Annotated in this window: 17 protein-coding genes; 7 read left to right on the forward strand and 10 right to left on the reverse strand. The window is 63.1% G+C overall.

Annotated elements, in window-relative coordinates; genetic code table 11:
* Window positions 1-16: 16 nt before the first annotated feature.
* The 3 genes from K6N12_RS30455 to K6N12_RS30465 form a co-directional block, all read right to left on the reverse strand.
* On the reverse strand, window positions 17-868 hold the full coding sequence (locus tag K6N12_RS30455; protein WP_097626013.1) for a carbohydrate ABC transporter permease: 852 nt from the start codon (window positions 866-868) through the stop codon (window positions 17-19).
* Entirely contained in the window at window positions 868-1,752 is an 885-nt protein-coding gene (locus tag K6N12_RS30460; protein WP_097626014.1) for a carbohydrate ABC transporter permease, read from the reverse strand. Before K6N12_RS30460 ends, K6N12_RS30455 begins: the two co-directional genes overlap by 1 nt.
* Before the next feature lie 342 nt (window positions 1,753-2,094).
* Entirely contained in the window at window positions 2,095-3,369 is a 1,275-nt protein-coding gene (locus K6N12_RS30465) for an ABC transporter substrate-binding protein (RefSeq protein WP_097626015.1), read from the reverse strand.
* A 194-nt stretch (window positions 3,370-3,563) separates the two neighbouring features.
* On the opposite strand from K6N12_RS30465, the gene K6N12_RS30470 reads away from it, so the two are divergent.
* Entirely contained in the window at window positions 3,564-4,778 is a 1,215-nt protein-coding gene (locus tag K6N12_RS30470; RefSeq protein WP_097626016.1) for an ROK family protein, read from the forward strand.
* 217 nt (window positions 4,779-4,995) lie between these two features.
* Window positions 4,996-5,382 carry a cupin domain-containing protein gene (locus K6N12_RS30475; protein WP_097626017.1) on the forward strand — a complete coding sequence of 129 codons (387 nt, stop codon included), beginning with the start codon at window positions 4,996-4,998 and terminating at the stop codon, window positions 5,380-5,382.
* Window positions 5,383-5,459: 77 nt separating this feature from the next.
* Here K6N12_RS30475 and K6N12_RS30480 read toward each other — a convergent pair whose 3' ends face one another.
* Window positions 5,460-5,909 carry a DUF4168 domain-containing protein gene (locus tag K6N12_RS30480; RefSeq protein ID WP_003593648.1) on the reverse strand — a complete coding sequence of 150 codons (450 nt, stop codon included), beginning with the start codon at window positions 5,907-5,909 and terminating at the stop codon, window positions 5,460-5,462.
* Between the two features lie 299 nt (window positions 5,910-6,208).
* On the opposite strand from K6N12_RS30480, the gene K6N12_RS30485 reads away from it, so the two are divergent.
* The gene (locus tag K6N12_RS30485) at window positions 6,209-6,544 is read left to right on the forward strand and encodes an antibiotic biosynthesis monooxygenase family protein (RefSeq protein WP_097626018.1); all 336 of its coding nucleotides are present in this window, start codon (window positions 6,209-6,211) and stop codon (window positions 6,542-6,544) included.
* Window positions 6,545-6,597: 53 nt separating this feature from the next.
* Here K6N12_RS30485 and K6N12_RS30490 read toward each other — a convergent pair whose 3' ends face one another.
* Window positions 6,598-7,461: a DMT family transporter gene (locus K6N12_RS30490; RefSeq protein ID WP_097626019.1), complete on the reverse strand. Its 864-nt coding sequence runs from the start codon at window positions 7,459-7,461 to the stop codon at window positions 6,598-6,600.
* Window positions 7,462-7,552: 91 nt separating this feature from the next.
* Between K6N12_RS30490 and K6N12_RS30495 the strand changes: the two genes are divergently transcribed.
* Window positions 7,553-8,977: an aminotransferase-like domain-containing protein gene (locus K6N12_RS30495; RefSeq protein WP_097626020.1), complete on the forward strand. Its 1,425-nt coding sequence runs from the start codon at window positions 7,553-7,555 to the stop codon at window positions 8,975-8,977.
* A gap of 209 nt (window positions 8,978-9,186) precedes the next feature.
* Here the strand turns inward: K6N12_RS30495 and K6N12_RS30500 are convergent, their stop codons facing one another.
* Both K6N12_RS30500 and K6N12_RS30505 read right to left on the reverse strand, forming a co-directional pair.
* The gene (locus tag K6N12_RS30500; RefSeq protein ID WP_003593640.1) at window positions 9,187-9,588 is read right to left on the reverse strand and encodes a response regulator; all 402 of its coding nucleotides are present in this window, start codon (window positions 9,586-9,588) and stop codon (window positions 9,187-9,189) included.
* A 10-nt stretch (window positions 9,589-9,598) separates the two neighbouring features.
* Window positions 9,599-11,341, reverse strand: a complete 1,743-nt coding sequence (locus K6N12_RS30505; protein ID WP_165503933.1) for a sensor histidine kinase — start codon at window positions 11,339-11,341, stop codon at window positions 9,599-9,601.
* A gap of 81 nt (window positions 11,342-11,422) precedes the next feature.
* Here K6N12_RS30505 and K6N12_RS30510 point away from each other — a divergent pair, with 81 nt between their 5' ends.
* A complete protein-coding gene (locus K6N12_RS30510) occupies window positions 11,423-11,956 on the forward strand; it encodes a GNAT family N-acetyltransferase (RefSeq protein WP_097626021.1) in 534 nt (177 codons plus the stop codon).
* A gap of 263 nt (window positions 11,957-12,219) precedes the next feature.
* Here K6N12_RS30510 and K6N12_RS30515 read toward each other — a convergent pair whose 3' ends face one another.
* The 3 genes from K6N12_RS30515 to K6N12_RS30525 all read right to left on the reverse strand — a co-directional run bounded on the left by K6N12_RS30515 (window position 12,220) and on the right by K6N12_RS30525 (window position 15,225).
* Window positions 12,220-13,134 carry a phosphotriesterase family protein gene (locus tag K6N12_RS30515; protein ID WP_097626022.1) on the reverse strand — a complete coding sequence of 305 codons (915 nt, stop codon included), beginning with the start codon at window positions 13,132-13,134 and terminating at the stop codon, window positions 12,220-12,222.
* Between the two features lie 203 nt (window positions 13,135-13,337).
* On the reverse strand, window positions 13,338-13,976 hold the full coding sequence (locus K6N12_RS30520; RefSeq protein ID WP_097626023.1) for a Vgb family protein: 639 nt from the start codon (window positions 13,974-13,976) through the stop codon (window positions 13,338-13,340).
* A 28-nt stretch (window positions 13,977-14,004) separates the two neighbouring features.
* Window positions 14,005-15,225, reverse strand: coding sequence for a helix-turn-helix domain-containing protein (locus K6N12_RS30525; RefSeq protein ID WP_097626024.1), 1,221 nt, complete (start codon window positions 15,223-15,225; stop codon window positions 14,005-14,007).
* Between the two features lie 118 nt (window positions 15,226-15,343).
* On the opposite strand from K6N12_RS30525, the gene K6N12_RS30530 reads away from it, so the two are divergent.
* Together K6N12_RS30530 and K6N12_RS30535 are read left to right on the forward strand one after the other, a co-directional pair.
* Window positions 15,344-16,141 carry a DUF899 domain-containing protein gene (locus tag K6N12_RS30530; RefSeq protein WP_097626025.1) on the forward strand — a complete coding sequence of 266 codons (798 nt, stop codon included), beginning with the start codon at window positions 15,344-15,346 and terminating at the stop codon, window positions 16,139-16,141.
* Between the two features lie 5 nt (window positions 16,142-16,146).
* Window positions 16,147-16,509, forward strand: coding sequence for a hypothetical protein (locus K6N12_RS30535; protein WP_097626026.1), 363 nt, complete (start codon window positions 16,147-16,149; stop codon window positions 16,507-16,509).
* Window positions 16,510-16,521: the final 12 nt, after the last annotated feature.

Raw genomic sequence — 16,521 nt, forward strand, 5'->3', positions numbered from 1 at the left:
AATGGAAAACGCACGCTCATCCCTTCACCGCCCCCATGGTCAGGCCGGCGATGAAGTGGCGCTGCATTAGGAAGAACATCACCACCGGCGGCACGGCGACGACGATGGTGCCCGCGGAAATCAGGTTCCAGGCCGAGACCCATTCGCCGCGCAGATTGGCAAGGCCTGCGGTGACCGGCTTGACGCTGTCGCTGACGGTCAGCACCACCGCCCAGAAATAGTCGTTCCAGATGAAGGTGAAGATCAGGATGGCAAGCGCCGCCAGTGCCGGCCGCACCAGCGGGATCGCCACATGGATGAGCGTCTGGAAGGGCGACGCCCCTTCGGCGCGGGCCGCCTGAAAGAGTTCGTCCGGCAGGGCGGCGATGAAATTGCGCATGAACAGCGTCGCGAACCCGGTCTGGAAGGCGACATGGAAGATGATCAGCGCCGCCGTGGTGTCGATCAGGTCGAGGCGGACCATCAGGTCGCGCACCGGGATCATCATGATCTGATGCGGCAGGAAATTGCCGCCGACGAACAGCGCGAAGATCAACATATTGCCGGGAAAGCGGTAGCGCGATAGCACGTAGCCGGCGAGCGTCGAGAGCGCCAGCACGCCGATCACCGAGGGAATGGTGATGATCAGGCTGTTGAGGAAGTAGCGCGCCATCGGCGTCTGGGTGAAGACGGCGGTGTAATTATCGATGACACCGATGCCGGTCGGCCATCCCCACAGATTGCCGCCCATGACATCCTCGGTCGAGCGGAACGAGGTGAGGATGATTGCAAACAGCGGGCAGAGCCAGAGCAGCAGCACGATGACGACGGCAAGCACATAGAGGCGGCGCTGCCAGACGGCGGCTTCCGGAATGGGACGAGGATACATCAGCCTCCCCTCTCTTCGCTGCGGATGATGTGACTGAGATACCAGGCGATGAAGACGGCCATGATCACGAAGAGCACGGAGGCGATCGCCGCGCCGTAGCCGAAGCGGTAGGAAAAGATCGACTGCTCGTACATCTGGTAGGCAAGCACCGAGGACGAGCCGAACGGCCCGCCTGAGGTCATCACCGACACCATGTCGAAGGAGCGCAGGGCGCCGACGACGGTGACGGCAATGGCGATGAAAGTGACCTGGGTCAGCTGCGGCAGCACGATGTGGCGCAGCATGTTCCAGCCCCTCGCCCCGTCCACGCGGCCGGCGCCGATCAGCTCTTCGCTCAAATTGTTGAGACCGGCGAGATAGAGCACCATGCAGAAGGTGACCTGCGGCCAGAGAGCGGCGATGACAATGGCGAAGGTGACGAAATGCTCGTCGGACAGAACCGCCGGCGCGACCGCCCCGAAGGCCCGGAAGATCAGCGCGAGAAGGCCGAACTCCGGCGTATAGACCCAGGTGAAGACGACGCCGACGGTCACCGAGGCGAGCACCAGCGGAATGAAGAACAGCGACTTCAGGAAGCGCATGCCGCGGATTTTCTGGTTGACCAGCAGCGCGATGGCAAGCCCGATCGGCGGGGCGGCCATGAACATGACGAGCCAGATCAGATTGTTCTTCAGCGACACGTAGAATTGCGGATCGTTGTAGAGCTCGACGTAATTGCCGAAGCCGATCCACACCATCGGGCCGAAGCCGTCCCAGTCGTGCAAACTGATCCAGACGCTGCGGACGGCCGACAGCAGGATGACGGTCGAAAACAGCACGATCGCTGGTGCGATGAGCAAAGTCGGGGTAAGCCACCAACGCTGGCGGCGCCATAATGTCTGCATGTCAGGAGCCTCATGTTAAAGGTGCGAGGTCTTTCCGCTCGAGCCGCCGGCAAAGCCCGCCAACCCCTCTTTCGTCATGCTCGGGCTTGTCCCGCGCATCTGCACAGGTCGGTGCGCAGCAGATCCTCGGCACAAGGCCGAGGATGACGTCGAGTTGAGGCGGGCGTCGCCGGGAGTAGAGCGACGCCCTCGGTTTGCTGGCAAAGCCTGCCAACTCCCCCTTCGTCAGGCTCGGGTTGTCCCGAGCACCTGCAACCGATCGATAGGGCAGCAGATCCTCGGCACGAGGCCGAGGAATGACGTTGAGTAAGAGCGCAGTCCGTCACCAAACCGGTTGCAAGCTCAGATCTTATAGATCCGCTTGCGCGTGCCCTCGAGGCGCGTGAGGATCGCCTTGCGCCGGTCGGGCTTGGCCATGAACTCCTGGAAGCCGACGAGGCCGGCCTGGGCCATGTCGGGGTCGCTGTCTCGGTCGTAATATTGCGAGGTGCCCTGCACCGTCTTCATCGTCTCCACAGCGATATTGACGAGCGGATCCTTGCTCTGAGGCAGGTCGTTGCGCGGTGGCACGTTGCCGCCGGGCTCCAGATAGGCCGCCAGGTTCTCCGGTCTGTAGAAATAGGCGAGGAAGTCGCGGGCGCCCTGCTTATTCTTAGCCTTGGCGGGAATATGGATCGAATTGACCGAGAACTCCTCGAAATGGCCGACCTTGGCGTCGAGCACCGGGAAGGTCGCGTAGCCGAGCTGCGGCAGATCCTCGGCGGTGAAGGCCGAGCGCAGGAAGGCGCCGAGGTTCATCATGCCCGCCTTCTTCTGCGCCAGAAGGGCTGCCGCCTCCTGCCAGCCGAACGAGGTATGGTTCGGGGTGAAGAAACCCTTCGCAATCATCGCTTCCCACTGGTCGAAGACAGCGGTTAGCGACGGATCAAGATAGCTCATTTCGCCATTCATCAGCGCCATGTGCTTGTCGAGACCGTTGATGCGCAGGTTCATCTGGTCGAACCAGCCGGCCGCCGGCCACAATTCCTTGGTGCCGATCGCAACTGGGGTGATGCCGGCCGCCTTGCACTTGTCGCCATAGGCCATGAAGTCCTCGGCCGTTTTCGGCACGGTCAATCCATGCTCTTCGAACACGTCCTTGCGGTAGAACATACCCCAGAGCGTGCCGCCGGTGGGAAGGCCGTACTGCTTGCCGTCTTCGGTGACGGCGCCGGCCGTCGCCCCCAACACATCCTTGTACTTTTCCTTCTCGAAGAGATCGGAAATATCGTCGAACAGGCCGCGCTTGACGAAGGCGCGCATGCGGTTGCCGGAAAACCAGGAGCAGACATCCGGCGCGCCGGCGACGAGATAGTTGCGGATCGCCGTCTTGTGGGCCTCGTGATCCATATTGTTGATGACGACATTGACGCCGGCTTCCTTGCTGAAGCCCGCGGCGATCGCCTTCAGCGCGCCGAGCGCTTCGCCATTGTTTTCGGCGGAGATCATCGTGACCTCCTGCGCCTGGGCGATCGCCGGGATCGGGAAGCCGCCGGTGACAGCCGCGGCGGACACCAGGCCCGCGCCCTTCAGGAAGCGCCTGCGGGTGGTTGACGGAAATTGCTTCAAAAATGTCATTGAATTCCTCCCAGTTGATCGATCGACATCTCCCGACCGCCGCCTCCTCCATGAAACGGTCCGACCAGGCTTCAACACCGCGATCCACCCGCAATTCCAGCGATAATCCGCTTGGCTGAGTTGATCGGCGGGCGAACTTATGCATAGATCTTTTCGGCCCGCAATAATTAATTTACAAAATTAAGGAATGCATCGTGAAGTTAAAAGGCGACCAGACCACGGCGAGAGCCATGAACCGACGCCTCATTCTCAACCTTCTCCGGCGCGAAGGGCCGAGGAGCCGCGCCGACATCGCCGCCGTCATCGGCTTGAGCCCGGCCGCCGTCACCTTCGTCGTCACCGACCTGCTGGAGGAAGGCATCGTCCTCGAAGGCAAGACCGTGCCCGGCCTTACCGGCCGCCGGCCGATCCCGGTCGATATCAACTACGAACACGCGCTTGCCGTCGGCTTCAAGCTGATGGTGGATTCGGTCGAGTGCGTGGCGACGGACCTCGCTACCAACCCGGTCGCCGCCATGCGGGTCAGCCTTGCCGGCCACGACCCCGATAAAGTCGCCGACCTGCTGGCGGCGACCGTCCCGGAACTGGTCAAGCTCGCCGGCCGGCCCGACGCCAGGCTTGCCGGCATCGGCATTTCCATGCCCGGCGTCATCAACCACGAGCAGACGGCCTGCGTGCGCAGCTACCGCTTCGGCTGGAACAACGTTCCGCTGGCCGCGCTGGTCGCGGCCCGCGTCCACGTGCCGGTCTGGCTGGAGGACGACACCAACGCCTATGCCATCGCCCAGCAGCTCTTCGGGCTTGGCCGCCAGCACCGCAACATGGCGGTGCTCGCCGTCGGCGTCGGCATCAGCTGCGCACTCGTCATTGACGGCAAGCTCTATCGCGGCGCCAATGGTGCCGCCGGCAAGTTCGGCCACACGCTCTTCGAGGAAGGCGGCCGGCTCTGCGAATGCGGCAAACGCGGCTGTCTGATGGCCTATCACTCGGAACTGTCGATGCTGCGCCGCTGGCGGGAAGCAACCGGCCGCGGCGAGGAACTGGGCTTGCCTCAACTCTGCGAGGCACTGTTATCAGGCGACGCCACCGCCCTCGCCCTCGTCGCCGATTCCGGCCGCGGCATCGGCACCGCCCTTGCCAATCTCGTCAACATCACCGACCCCGAAGTCATCGTCGCCGGCGGCGAAGCCGTCTCCCTCGGCGATCCCTTCCTGACACCACTGCGCGAAGCCCTCGCCGCCCGAACCTTCCGCACCGCCCCGCCGCTTTTGCCCGACTGGGAAGACAATTCCTGGGCCCGGGGTGCTGCCGCCCTGGTCACCCAGAAGATCTTCGACTTCGAATCGTCGGGCGGGGTGACGGATATTGCGACTCTGGGGAATGTCAGAGGCTCGACGTCGGCGGCTTGAGACGCGCGAGATAGGCCGGATTTGCCGGATAACTCATTCCGTGCAAGGCGGGCTTGCACGGCACGACAGAGGATACACCCAACCCGAGCAGCCACCGCGGCCTAGATACACTCGCTTACAAAAAGGCAGGATTCCCGACACATCCCAGGTTCAATCATTGGCTGAAATGCGATTGCGGCCGATGAGCCGGAAAGGTCAATTCAGGAAGGATGACACGATGAAAACGATCCAGGCTATGGCCCTCGGCCTTGTTCTCGGCGCTGCCACGACAGCGCATGCGGACCAGCCGCTGCAGCGCACCGATCTCGTCCGGAGCGACATCGACGTGCCCGGCCATGAGGCCGTTCAGGTACGCGTCGATTTCGCCCCCGGCGTTCTCGCCCCCAATCATTCTCATCCCGGCGAAGAGATCGCCTTCGTTGTCGATGGCACGCTGGAATACCGGCTCGAAGGCCGGGAGCCAGTGACGCTCAAGGCCGGCCAGTCCCTGTTCATTCCCTCCGGCGTGGTGCACTCGGCCAAGAACGTCGGCAGCGGCAAGGCATCGGAGCTGGCGACCTATATCGTGCACAAGGGAGAGCCGCTGGTCGTGCCTGCCAAGTGAGCCTGCGTCAGGAATGCGGCGGGCGCCGGAAGCGCTCGCCGCCCGGACTCTTGGCCCGCCCCTGCGTTTGAGTGAGGCTATTGCTGCGGCTGCGCCGGCGGCGGGGTGCCGATCTTTTCCAGAACCTTCTTGGCCAGCGCCGGATCGCTCTGGGCGGCCGTCAGGATCGAGGAATATTCCTCGACGGAGATATCTTTGGAGGCTTCGACGGTATCGACCATCTGTTTCTTGGCTTCTGCCTGCAGCTTTTGCTTGCCGGCCTCGTCCTTCGTCGCGCCGATCTTGGCCGAATATTCCTGCCTGACTTTGTCGACCTGCAGATAGGCAACGGCAAAGGCCTCGAGCTTCTGATCGCTGACGGCCGCGGGCGCCGCCGTACCGCCGCTCTGGCCCTGCATCGGCGCCTGGCCCTGTGCCGGCGGCTGGGCTTGCGCCTGGGCCATCTCCGCAGCGGATGCCGGGCTGAAAGCAAGCAGGCTGAAGACAGCCGCGGTCATCATTGCCAGGGATGTGTAACGAGTGATCATATTCGTTCCTTTTCACGTGCATGATTTGATTGGCAGCAAGCCGCCTCGGTCGATCGCCAGCCGCTGAATGGCCGGCGAGGTCGCGAACATGGAGCCCCTAAGAGGGCACGGTGCGGCGGTAACGGGGCCATTTGCTGACGATTGAACGGCGGCTTTGTGACGCCGACCGGCCCCACCGCGCCGATGCCGATGGCGTACGTATCGCCTGAGGGTGGCATTCTCGCCGCAGTAAGAGGCGGAGTTGTGCAGGCTCTGCGGCAATCGTATGGTCCTGCACTACGCCAAACGGAGGAGCCCAAATGCCCATCGCCGCTTTACCTGAGCCGCCCTATTACATGGTCAGTTTTTCCTCTCAGCGAACCAAAGTCGACGATGGTTATGGCGAGATGGGGTATGCGATGACGGAACTTGCAAAACTGCAACCCGGATATCTCGGCTTCGAAAGCGTCCGCGGCGCAGACGGTTTTGGTATACTCATCTCCTATTGGAAGGACGAGGACAGCATTCGAGCCTGGAAATCAGTCGTCGACCATATCGAGGCGCAAAATCGTGGACGCTCAGATTGGTACAGCCGCTATGAGATTCGCGTTGGGCTCGTCGAGCGAGCCTATGGCTTCAACATTGAAGAGGCGTGAGGAGGCTTGGTGAAAAAGCGCGGCGACGGACCCGTCCGTCAATGGATCCTTTCCTACCGAGCAAACCTCTTTGCGCCGGCGACGCATAGAATAACGGCAACCGTCACAGCCAGCATGCTCCACGTCACAGACTCGTGCAGCAGCGTGGCGGCGAGCGTCAGGCCGAAGAACGGCTGCAGCAGCTGCAACTGGCCGACGGCGGCGATGCCGCCCTGCGACAGGCCGCGATACCAGAAGATGAAGCCGATCAGCATGGAGAACAGCGAGACATAGGCAAGGCCGATCAGCGCCGGCGTTTCTATCGCCGCGAAACTCACCGGCCGGTAGAGGAACGCCACGGCGGCCATCACCGGCAGCGACAGAACCAGCGCCCAGGAAATCACCTGCCAGCCGCCGAGCGTGCGCGAAAGCCGGCCGCCTTCGGCATAACCGAGGCCGCAGACGAGGATTGCCGCCAGCATCAAAAGGTCACCGATCGGTGATGCCGTCAGGCCCTGCATCAATGCGAAGCCCGCCACCAGCGCGCTGCCGAGAACGGAGAACAGCCAGAAGGCCGGCTTGGGCCGCTCGCCGCCGCGGATCACGCCAAAGATTGCCGTCGAGAGCGGCAGCAGGCCGATGAAGACGATGGAATGGGCTGATGTGACGTGCTGCAGCGCCAGCGCCGTCAGCAGGGGGAAACCGACCACGACACCGAGCGCGACGACGGCAAGAGAGAGGATGTCGCGCCCGCTTGGCCGCTTCTCCCGGAAAGCGATCAACAGGCCGAGGGCGAGAATGCCGGCGATCGCCGCGCGCGCAACGGTGAGGAAGACCGGATCGAACTGCATCACCGCCACGCGGGTCGCCGGCAGCGATCCGCTGAAGATCACCACTCCGATGAAACCATTGATCCATCCCGATGCCATGCGGTCCATGATGCGTCGCACTCCTTCTTTGCTGGTCCCCTTATCGGCCAAGATGGATGGTCAGGACAGTGACGGTCTGATACGATTTCGCGAAACTGTTATGGTTCAGAAAGCAGTACGGATGAACGAAGGACGCACACGGGTGGAGATGGTCGTCTCAACGATCAGGCAGCGCATTGCCGGCCGCAGCCTGACGCCCGGCGCAAGATTGCCTTCCGTCCGAGGTCTGGCCGCGACATTGAAGCTGTCAACTTCGACTGTGGTGGATGCCTATGAGCGTCTCGTCGCCGAAGGGGCGATCCTGGCGCGGCCGGGCTCGGGATTCTACGTCGCCAACCAGGCAGCCCCCTTTGCGCTCGCCGAGACCGGGCCGAAGCTCGACCGCGCCGTCGATCCGTTCTGGATATCCCGGCAATCGCTGGAGGCAGATGAAACCGACCTGAAGCCCGGCTGCGGCTGGCTGCCGCCTTCTTGGCTGCCGGCGGAAGGCATGCGCCGCGGGCTGAGGACCCTTGCCCGCGCCGACGGGCCGGCGCTTGCCGAGTACGGCTCGCCACTCGGCCTGCCGCCGCTGCGCCAGCTGATTTCGCGGCGTATGGGCGAACGCGGCATCGAAGCCTCCCCCGACCAGATCATGCTCGCCGATTCCGGCACGCAGGCAATCGATCTGCTCTGCCGCTTCCTGCTGGAACCCGGCGACACGGTGCTGGTCGACGACCCCTGCTATTTCAATTTTCATGCGCTGCTGCGCGCCCATCGGGCAAAGATCGTTGGTGTGCGCTACACGCCGTCCGGTCCCGATATCGATCTGTTTGCCCACGTCGTCGCCGAACACCGGCCGCGGCTCTACATCACCAACTCCGCCATCCATAATCCGACGGGCGCAACGCTTTCCCCGGTGACGGCCCACCGGCTTCTGAAACTCGCCGACCAGTTCGACCTCACCATCATCGAGGACGATATCTTCACCGATTTCGAATATACGCCGGCGCCTCGCCTTGCCGCCTTCGACGGGCTCGATCGGGTCATTCACATCGGCAGCTTTTCGAAGACTTTGTCGGCCTCGGCCCGCTGCGGCTTCGTCGCCGCCAAACCGGAATGGATCGACGGCCTGACCGATCTCAAGATCGCCACCTCCTTCGGCGGCGGCCGGCTGACGGCCGAACTGGTGCTGAACGTCTTGAGCGACGGCAGCTATCGCAAACATACGGAAATGCTGAGACAACGGCTCTCCCGGGCGATGAGCGAGGTCTCTGCCAAGCTGAAGGCTTTGGGGATAACACCGTGGCTGGAGCCCCAGGCCGGCATGTTCCTTTGGTGCCGCCTGCCCGACGGCATCGATGCGGCTGATGTGGCACGCGCCGCCTTGGAAAAGAAGATCGTGCTGGCCCCCGGCAACGCCTTCAGCCTGTCGCAATCGGCGACGAATTTCATGCGGTTCAATGTGTCGCAGATGCTCAATGCGCGCGTGTTCGAGGTGCTGGGGGAGGTGTTGGGGAGCCAGGGGACGTCAGGCCGGGATTGAGCCGAGACGCTGCGGGCAACGGCTTGCGGCATCCGCGGTCACCTTGCACCAACCTCTCCTCCGTCATTCCTGCGCTTGTCACACGGCGCAGACGCGCCGTGGCTTGGATTCCTGTGACAAGCACAGGAGTAACGGAGGAGAGGTTAGGCGCTAGTCGATGCCGGTCCAGGGCCGCGCGGCACGCCCTTCATCGTCGCCCAAACCATACCTCAAAACGACCGATTGACCGCCTTGTCGTTCTCCAGCCGCGTCACGCAGCCTTCGAGCTTGGCGAGCAGCAAGTCGAAGTCGAGCGGCTTCGTCAGGTAGTCCGCCGCCCCGGCGCGAAGGCCCGCAAGCGTGTTTTCGCGGTCGGTCAGCGCTGTCAGCAGGATGAAGGGGATGTTGGAGAGCTCGGGGTGGTTGATCTGAATTTCGGCGAGAAGCTGGTGCCCGTCCATGACCGGCATGGAAATATCGCTGATGACGATGTCGGGCCATTTCGACAGGATCATTTCGAGCCCTTCGGCGCCGTTTGAGGCCTCGAGCGTCCTGTAGCCGGCTTCGGTCAACTCCTCGACAAGGAGGTTCCGGATCTCGACTTCATCTTCTATGCACAGGACTGTAACCATAAGCTTTTCCCTAAGCTGCGACGTGTTGATCCGACAATAGAGACCCTATTGGCAGACGAATGATAAATGTTGTGCCCTTGCCGAGCTTGCTCGTCACCTCGACGGTGCCGCCATGCAGTTCGACGACCTGCTTGACAACGTTGAGCCCGATGCCGGTTCCGGCAATGCCCGTCGCGCTGCGGGCGCGGTAATAGGGCTGAAACAGCTTCGGCAGATCATCCGCATCCATGCCGATGCCGCTGTCGGCAACGGCGATCTCCAGCGTCTTTTCATCAACCCGGGCGCGAACATAGATATCAGGTGCATTGGGCGAATATTTGACGGCGTTCGAAATCAGGTTGGTAAAGACCTGCTCCATCGCGCTGCGGTCGAATGTCAAACCCTCGGGTATCGGCTCGAGATCGAGATGGAACAGATGCGAGCGGCTGAGGTGGTGCTGTCTGTCGCAGCAGGTGACGAGCAAGGCTTTCAGATCGCCCTCGCTCCGCTTCAATGTAATCTGTCCGGTTTCGAGCCGGCCACTGGCGAGGATACTCTCCATCAGATCGACCATGCGCACCACCGCGCTGCGGATCACGCCGGCTTTTTCGTGGACGTAATCGCCGCTGACATTGGTGGTCGAGCGGCAGAGCCGCTGAGCCGCGGCGTCGATGATTGCGAGCGGCGTGCGAAACTCGTGCGACGCCATGGCGACGAACTGGCGCTGGAGCGCATTCACCTGGCGTTCGTGCACCAGCAGCCGGTCCAGCTCCTCCCTCTGCCGTTCGATCTCGGCCGTTCGATCGGCCACCATTTCTTCCAGATGGTTGCGGTGGTGGGTGAGCTCAGCCTGGCTGTCCAGCAGGGTCAGCGAGGTCCGATGCAGACCGCGTCCGAGCCAGAAGACGACAGCGATCAGCAGCGCCAAGCAGCCAAGCCCAGCCGGCGCGATCTGTTGAAAGAGCATGAATCCGGGCAGGATCGGTGGCCAGACGAGATAACCGATCGTGCCGCCGTCATGGGACAAGACCGGCACCTGGGCCCGTTCGTCATTGCTTTTCGGCGCGAAATGCAAGCCTTCGAGGCGCGCATAATGGGCGATGCTTTCAGCGGCTTTTCCATCGATGAACTTGACCGAGACGGCGATGAACTCCTGGCCCGCCTCGATCTGCATTCTGGCCGAGCTCGGCAGAATGGGCCGCGCGCTTGCGATCGCCGGCCGATTGCCGATCATGATCGTGCGAACCGTCGCCAGCTGACCAAGCGGTTTGGCGCCGGGCTTTGCCGCCTGCTCGACGAGAACCGCGCGCATCTCTCCGGCAAGCGCGGTCATTTCTCGGCCGTCGTCGCTGCCAAACCGCGGCGGCATGGCATCCGCGCCGTCGCGGAATGCAAACATCAGGCGATTGGTATCGTCGAAGATATAGGTCCGGTCATGCCCGAAATACTGGCTGGTCCACCGGCCGATATTGTCGAGCAGCCATTCATGGTTCCGCTGCTTGGCATAAAGGAAGGCGTCATCCCATTTGGCAACGCTTTCCTGTTCCCGGGGAAGCGCCGCGATCTGCTCCTCCAGTCCCTGCCGGACAAAGTCGGCCTGCCGGCGCAGCGAGAGATCATCGACCTTTATGGCGGCGAGCCACGCAAATCCGCACAGCAACACAGCCGCCGCACTGGTGAGTGTCACCAAGACGAATGTAATGTGGGATGTTAGCCTGACCTTCAATATCTGCAACCTTTTGACGGCGCCCGCTGCCGAGAAATTGACACGCAAAGGTTGACGTACCGTGAATTATGCGCTCCCCTGCACCCCGACTGTCTCCGAAGGCATTCGCGACATTCGAAGGAGAAGCGCATGGACGCCGCCGCGTCGGAAACGTCAGACATCAGGATCGAACCGATTGCTGCCGCGCACATCGACAGCTTTCATCGCGCGCTCGACGTCGTCGCGCGGGAGAAAAAATACCTGTCAATGCTTGAGGCGACGCCGCTTTCGGAAACGCGCGCCTTCGTGATGGGCATGATTGCAAAAGGCAATCCGCAGTTCGTGGCTATCGCGCAAGACGAGGTCGTCGGCTGGTGCGACATCGACCGGCATTTCTTCCCGTCGCACGCCCATCGCGGCAAGCTCGGAATGGGGATTCTTCCCGCCTATCGCAGCCAGGGTCTCGGACGAAAGCTCATCGAGACCACGTTGAGAGCCGCCCAGGAGGCCGGCTTTCTCCGGGTCGAACTCGATGTTTACCAGGACAATCGGCGGGCGATCGCCCTCTATGAAAAAATGGGGTTCGTGCGCGAGGGGATAATCCGGCGCGCCGCGCGTATCGACGGCCGGTTCATCGATGCGATCGGCATGGCGCTCTTGTTCGATGAGGATGGGCCGGCATAAATCGGAGTATCGTCAGCGTTTTTGGACAATAGCGCGGCAATCGATTGGATCGGCGCAGCGCTCAGAAACCCATCCTTAGGGGCCAGCGAAAAGGCTTCTGGTCGAGTGAATCGCGAACCTGGCGGCAGGCACGAACACTTTCGTCGTTCTAACGATCGGGCTTTTATAGATGTGCGCAAATCGGCTAAAGGGATTTCGAACAAGCCGTGGGCACTGTTTAGGACGCCCAGCTCGCCGTCAGGGTTCTTTCGCCCGGCCTGCTCCTATCGGGCGAAAGCCTCGAACGGATTATCGTGGGTCAGGCGCATCAGCGTCCCGTCGTCCACGCCTCGCCGTGTTAGCTCGGGCAGCAGGACCGTGGAAAGATGGGTGTAGGGCTTGGGTGTCCCGCCCATCGGCAGCGCCGGATCGTACCAGCCCCGGTCATGGCTCAACAACAGGCGGTCGCCGCAACCAGCCTCCAGCGCCCTGATCACCAGCTCGGCCACTTCGTCGTCCCCGGCCCGGCCGACATGGTCATACTCGATCCACGCACCTCGCTCGGCAACGGCAAGATTATAGGCGAAGTCTTTTTCTTCCTGCGTGTGAATCGAGATGAACCTATCGGCCCGATAGCCTTCCGCCTCGATGACATCGAGCTGATCCATGACGACCCGTCCCCTGATCGTATGACTGCCGATGACGGCGTCCGTCTGGGCAGCGGCGCGCGCCGCTGCCCGCAGGATTTTCGTCTCGAGCGCCGTCATGCCGTCATCACCGGCGCTGAGCTTGATCCAGCCGGCCTGGAACCCGATCTCGTCGATCTGCTCCGTCAGCTCGCGCAGCATCCACGCCTCCAGCTCCTGCTCGGACGCATGGCGGACCCATTCGGGAATCCAGGGTTCACGGTAATTGCCGGTGGGAACGACGATCGGAAAATCCGTCGCAATTGACACGGCAAGATCGATATCCGCACGGCGTCCAACGCCGCCCGTTGAGCATTCGACCAGTGCCGTCACCCCGAGCTTCTTGATGCGCTCGATTTCAGGCGCCATCAGCCGAACAACGTCTTCGGTTTCTGCGTCGGCATAACCGGGCTGGTCGGGTGTCCTGAGGTCGACGAAGACGTGCTCGTGCGGCAGGATCATCCCAAGTTCGGATTTGCTCTTGGGCCCGAGCGTCGTGCGCAGAAATTTCAAAGTCTTCCCCCGGTCACGCCAGCTTTGCGTCCAGGCCGATACCGAAGCCTCGACACTGCCGCCAAACTAGATCGTCAGGTCAGGAAATCAATCGCTCACCCGATCGAAATTCTGACAACTAGACCTGGATGCCGACGATTTTGGAGCCGATTTCTAGGCGCGCTAACTATCGCTTGGGGAGAGTTATGCCGCATCGGCCGCATCTATTTCCCTTTCGGCCGGCTGATGGCGCGGATCTTGCCGCTGCCGCCGCCTCCACAGAAGAAGCAGTCGCCGCCGTCGGATTCGAGGCCGGAGACGCCGGCGCCTTCGGGCATGTCCAGCCGCTCGAGCACCTCTCCGGTTTCCGGATTGATGCGCCTGACGTCGCTGTCGTCGCCCTCCCAGGTGCCGTGCCAGAGCTGGCCGTCGACCCAGGTCACGCCGGTGACGACGCGGTTGGATTCGATGGTGCGGAGGATTTTGCCGGTTTCCGGATCGATCTGATGGATCCTGCGGCCGCGATGCTGGCCGACCCAGAGCGTGCCCTCGGCCCAGGCGAGGCCGGAATCGCCGCCATTGCCGGGTGCCGGGATGGTGGAAAGGATATGGCCGGTCTTCGGGTCGATCTTGTGAATGACGTCCTCGGCGATCTGGTAGAGAAACTCTCCGTCGAAAGCCGTCCCCGCATGCGACGCGACCTCGATGGAGCGCACCACCTCGCCGCTTGCGGGATCGAGCGCGTTCAGTCTGTCGCCCGAGGCAAACCAAACGTGCTGGCCGTCGAACGTGACGCCGTTGACGCGCTCAGCGCCGGGAAAAGGCCCATATTCACGCAGGATATTCGCAGCTGATTTTTTCATCTCTTCCTTCCCTGTTACTCCGATCATCCTAATCGCTCGGCAGCGGCCCGGGGAGTAACAAGATCGTCGGGAAACCAGGCAGCGGCGGGCTCATCCAGCGCCGTGCCCGCCCGCGCCCCAGCGATTGCACCTTGCCTTCGCCGGCGAGAGAATCCAGCGCCCGCTGCACCGTGCGGGGGCTCGCCGCAAGCGCAATCGCCAGCGCCGAACTCGACCACGCCTCCCCGTCGGCCAGAAAAGCGAGCACCGCTCCATGCGCCCCTTCGACGATTGGCGCCAGCACGGCAATCTCCGGGGCGCCGCGCGGCGAAAGCGCAAAGCCGCGCTTTGTCGCCGCAACCTCCGCCAGTCCCCGCAGTTCAGCGCGCAGCCGGCCGATCTCGACCCGCAGCCGGGCGCGATGCGATTCATCGGCATGTTTGCCACGGAAGGCGCGGGCAATCAGCGTACCCCTTGCCACATCCCCCGGCCAGGCTTCGGCGAGCGTGCGGGCAAGTGCAAACAGCACCGGCCGCGTCGCGAGCGGGACGGCGGCGCCCGCGGTCCACACCACATGGCGGCAGGCATCGACGACGAGCGTGCCGGAGGAAAGCAGCGCTTCTACCTCGGCGAGCAACAGCGGACGTTCTTGACCGTGCGAGATCAGCCGCGCCGCCGGGGTGTCGAGCACCAGCGCGGCGGTTTCGACCTCCGCCGTCAAAGCGGGGATCGCGGCAGCCCGCGCCGAAAGCCTTGCCCGGTCGAGGGCGGCGCGCGCTGCCTGCGTCTGCAGGCGCCGAACGGCGATGCCCGCCGCCACCAGTTCGTGGGCAGTCCGTAGCGCCGGCGGCAGCGGCGCCGGATCGAGTGCTGCGAGCGCGCGCTCGGCCTCATCGAGGCGGCCGATCAGCACCAGCCTGCGAATGGCCACATTGCCCGCATGGGCGGCATTGACCCTGTCGTCATGCGCTTCCAGCACCCTGCGCGCCGATTCCAACACCTTCGGCGGCCAGATGAGATCGCGTGAGACCAGCGCGATCTCGGCTTCGGCGACCACGCATCGCGCCCGCGCCACCGCCTCCCGCGGTCCGAAGGCGCGCGCCGCACTCTTCAACAGCGCCTTGGCGCGGACGAGATCACCAAGCTGGGCCATTGCAATGCCGCGCAGCGCCAGCGCCGGCGCGTCGTCGCGCAGCGCCACCCGCTTCAGCGCGCCAAGCGCATCGCCCGATGCCAGCGCCCTTGCGGCCGCTGTGATCAACGAGTCCATTCAAATCCCGTCACACTTGTCACTCCCGCCATTTCGCTGCCCGGCCGTAATCTGCTTGGGACCGGCAGGCAACCCGCGCCGGATGCTACGACGATAGACAGGCAAAGGAGAAGACCCCATGACGGCACAACTCAACGCAACGCGCCAGCAATGGCTGGCAGCAAGGCTCGATCTACTCGAGGAGGAGAAGGAATTGACCCGGCGGAGCGACGCGCTGGCGGTCAAGCGCCAGCAATTGCCGCGTGTTGGGATCGATAAGGAATACCGCTTCGACACCGAAAGCGGCAACATCTCGCTGAAAGAGCTCTTCGGCGGCCGTTCACAGCTTCTCGTCTATCACTTCATGTTCGGCCCCGATTATACCGCCGGATGCCCGTCCTGCTCCTCGATCGCTGACGGTTTCAACGGCGTCTTCGTCCATCTCGAGAACCACGATGTCGCCTTCTGGGCGGTGTCGCGCGCGCCGCTCACAAAGCTTCAGGCATTCAAGCAGCGCATGGGTTGGAGCTTCCCCTGGGCCTCGTCCTTCGGCAGCGATTTCAACGGCGATTTTAGCGTCTGGTTCAGTGCCGAAGATCAGCGCCGGGGCGATATAGAATACAATTACCGGCTCGAGCCGCCCGCCCCCGAACCGCTCGCCGGCCAAACCGTGCAGCAATGGCAGCAGCCGGAGGGAGAAGGCCCGGTCGCCCAAATCGCCGCCATGACCGGCACCGATGTCATGACCTACACCCGCGACCGGCCTGGAGTCAGCGCCTTCGAACTCGTCGACGGTAGGGTCTATCATAGCTATTCCAGCTATGCCCGCGGGTTGGACGGACTGTGGGGCATGTATCAATGGCTCGACCGCGCGCCCAAGGGCCGTAACGAAACCGGCATCTGGTGGCGCCATCACGACCGCTACAGCAAGGAGTAACGGCGATGCTGCGTTCCGCCCACACCGCAAAGAGAGGCGATGGCAACGCGCCTCTCAACGACGCCGAATGGCTGTCGCTGGCAGCCGCCGACGAAGTATCAACCGGTAAGCCGAGCGGGAGGATGACCAACCCGGCCGGCAGCATCGCCGCCCATGCCGCCGACCGGCTATCCCTCGCCGCCGCCCCGACATTCGCGCTCATGGCGCTGCTGACGGCCACCACCGGCAGCGCCGACACGATCTGCACCGCGACGCCGAATGCTTTCCCGATCGGCGGAATGGTCCCGATGTACCTGCTGATGAGCGGCTTCCACGTGGCGCCCTGGCTACGCCTGGCCGCCGGCTGGCGAGGCATGGGCCGAAGGTGATGGTGCCAACGT

Source organism: Rhizobium redzepovicii, assembly GCF_019793435.1.
Classification (GTDB): Bacteria; Pseudomonadota; Alphaproteobacteria; order Rhizobiales; family Rhizobiaceae; genus Rhizobium; species Rhizobium redzepovicii.

Excerpts from the sequence above, each read along its gene's own strand:
- K6N12_RS30500 (WP_003593640.1), bottom strand. The coding sequence starts at position 9,588 with ATGGTTACAGTCCTGTGCATAGAAGATGAAGTCGAGATCCGGAACCTC.
- K6N12_RS30535 (WP_097626026.1), top strand. The coding sequence starts at position 16,147 with ATGCTGCGTTCCGCCCACACCGCAAAGAGAGGCGATGGCAACGCGCCT.
- K6N12_RS30465 (WP_097626015.1), bottom strand. The coding sequence starts at position 3,369 with ATGACATTTTTGAAGCAATTTCCGTCAACCACCCGCAGGCGCTTCCTG.
- K6N12_RS30495 (WP_097626020.1), top strand. The coding sequence starts at position 7,553 with ATGGTTCAGAAAGCAGTACGGATGAACGAAGGACGCACACGGGTGGAG.
- K6N12_RS30510 (WP_097626021.1), top strand. The coding sequence starts at position 11,423 with ATGGACGCCGCCGCGTCGGAAACGTCAGACATCAGGATCGAACCGATT.
- K6N12_RS30530 (WP_097626025.1), top strand. The coding sequence starts at position 15,344 with ATGACGGCACAACTCAACGCAACGCGCCAGCAATGGCTGGCAGCAAGG.
- K6N12_RS30525 (WP_097626024.1), bottom strand. The coding sequence starts at position 15,225 with ATGGACTCGTTGATCACAGCGGCCGCAAGGGCGCTGGCATCGGGCGAT.
- K6N12_RS30490 (WP_097626019.1), bottom strand. The coding sequence starts at position 7,461 with ATGGACCGCATGGCATCGGGATGGATCAATGGTTTCATCGGAGTGGTG.
- K6N12_RS30455 (WP_097626013.1), bottom strand. The coding sequence starts at position 868 with ATGTATCCTCGTCCCATTCCGGAAGCCGCCGTCTGGCAGCGCCGCCTC.
- K6N12_RS30485 (WP_097626018.1), top strand. The coding sequence starts at position 6,209 with ATGCCCATCGCCGCTTTACCTGAGCCGCCCTATTACATGGTCAGTTTT.
- K6N12_RS30475 (WP_097626017.1), top strand. The coding sequence starts at position 4,996 with ATGAAAACGATCCAGGCTATGGCCCTCGGCCTTGTTCTCGGCGCTGCC.
- K6N12_RS30480 (WP_003593648.1), bottom strand. The coding sequence starts at position 5,909 with ATGATCACTCGTTACACATCCCTGGCAATGATGACCGCGGCTGTCTTC.
- K6N12_RS30520 (WP_097626023.1), bottom strand. The coding sequence starts at position 13,976 with ATGAAAAAATCAGCTGCGAATATCCTGCGTGAATATGGGCCTTTTCCC.
- K6N12_RS30460 (WP_097626014.1), bottom strand. The coding sequence starts at position 1,752 with ATGCAGACATTATGGCGCCGCCAGCGTTGGTGGCTTACCCCGACTTTG.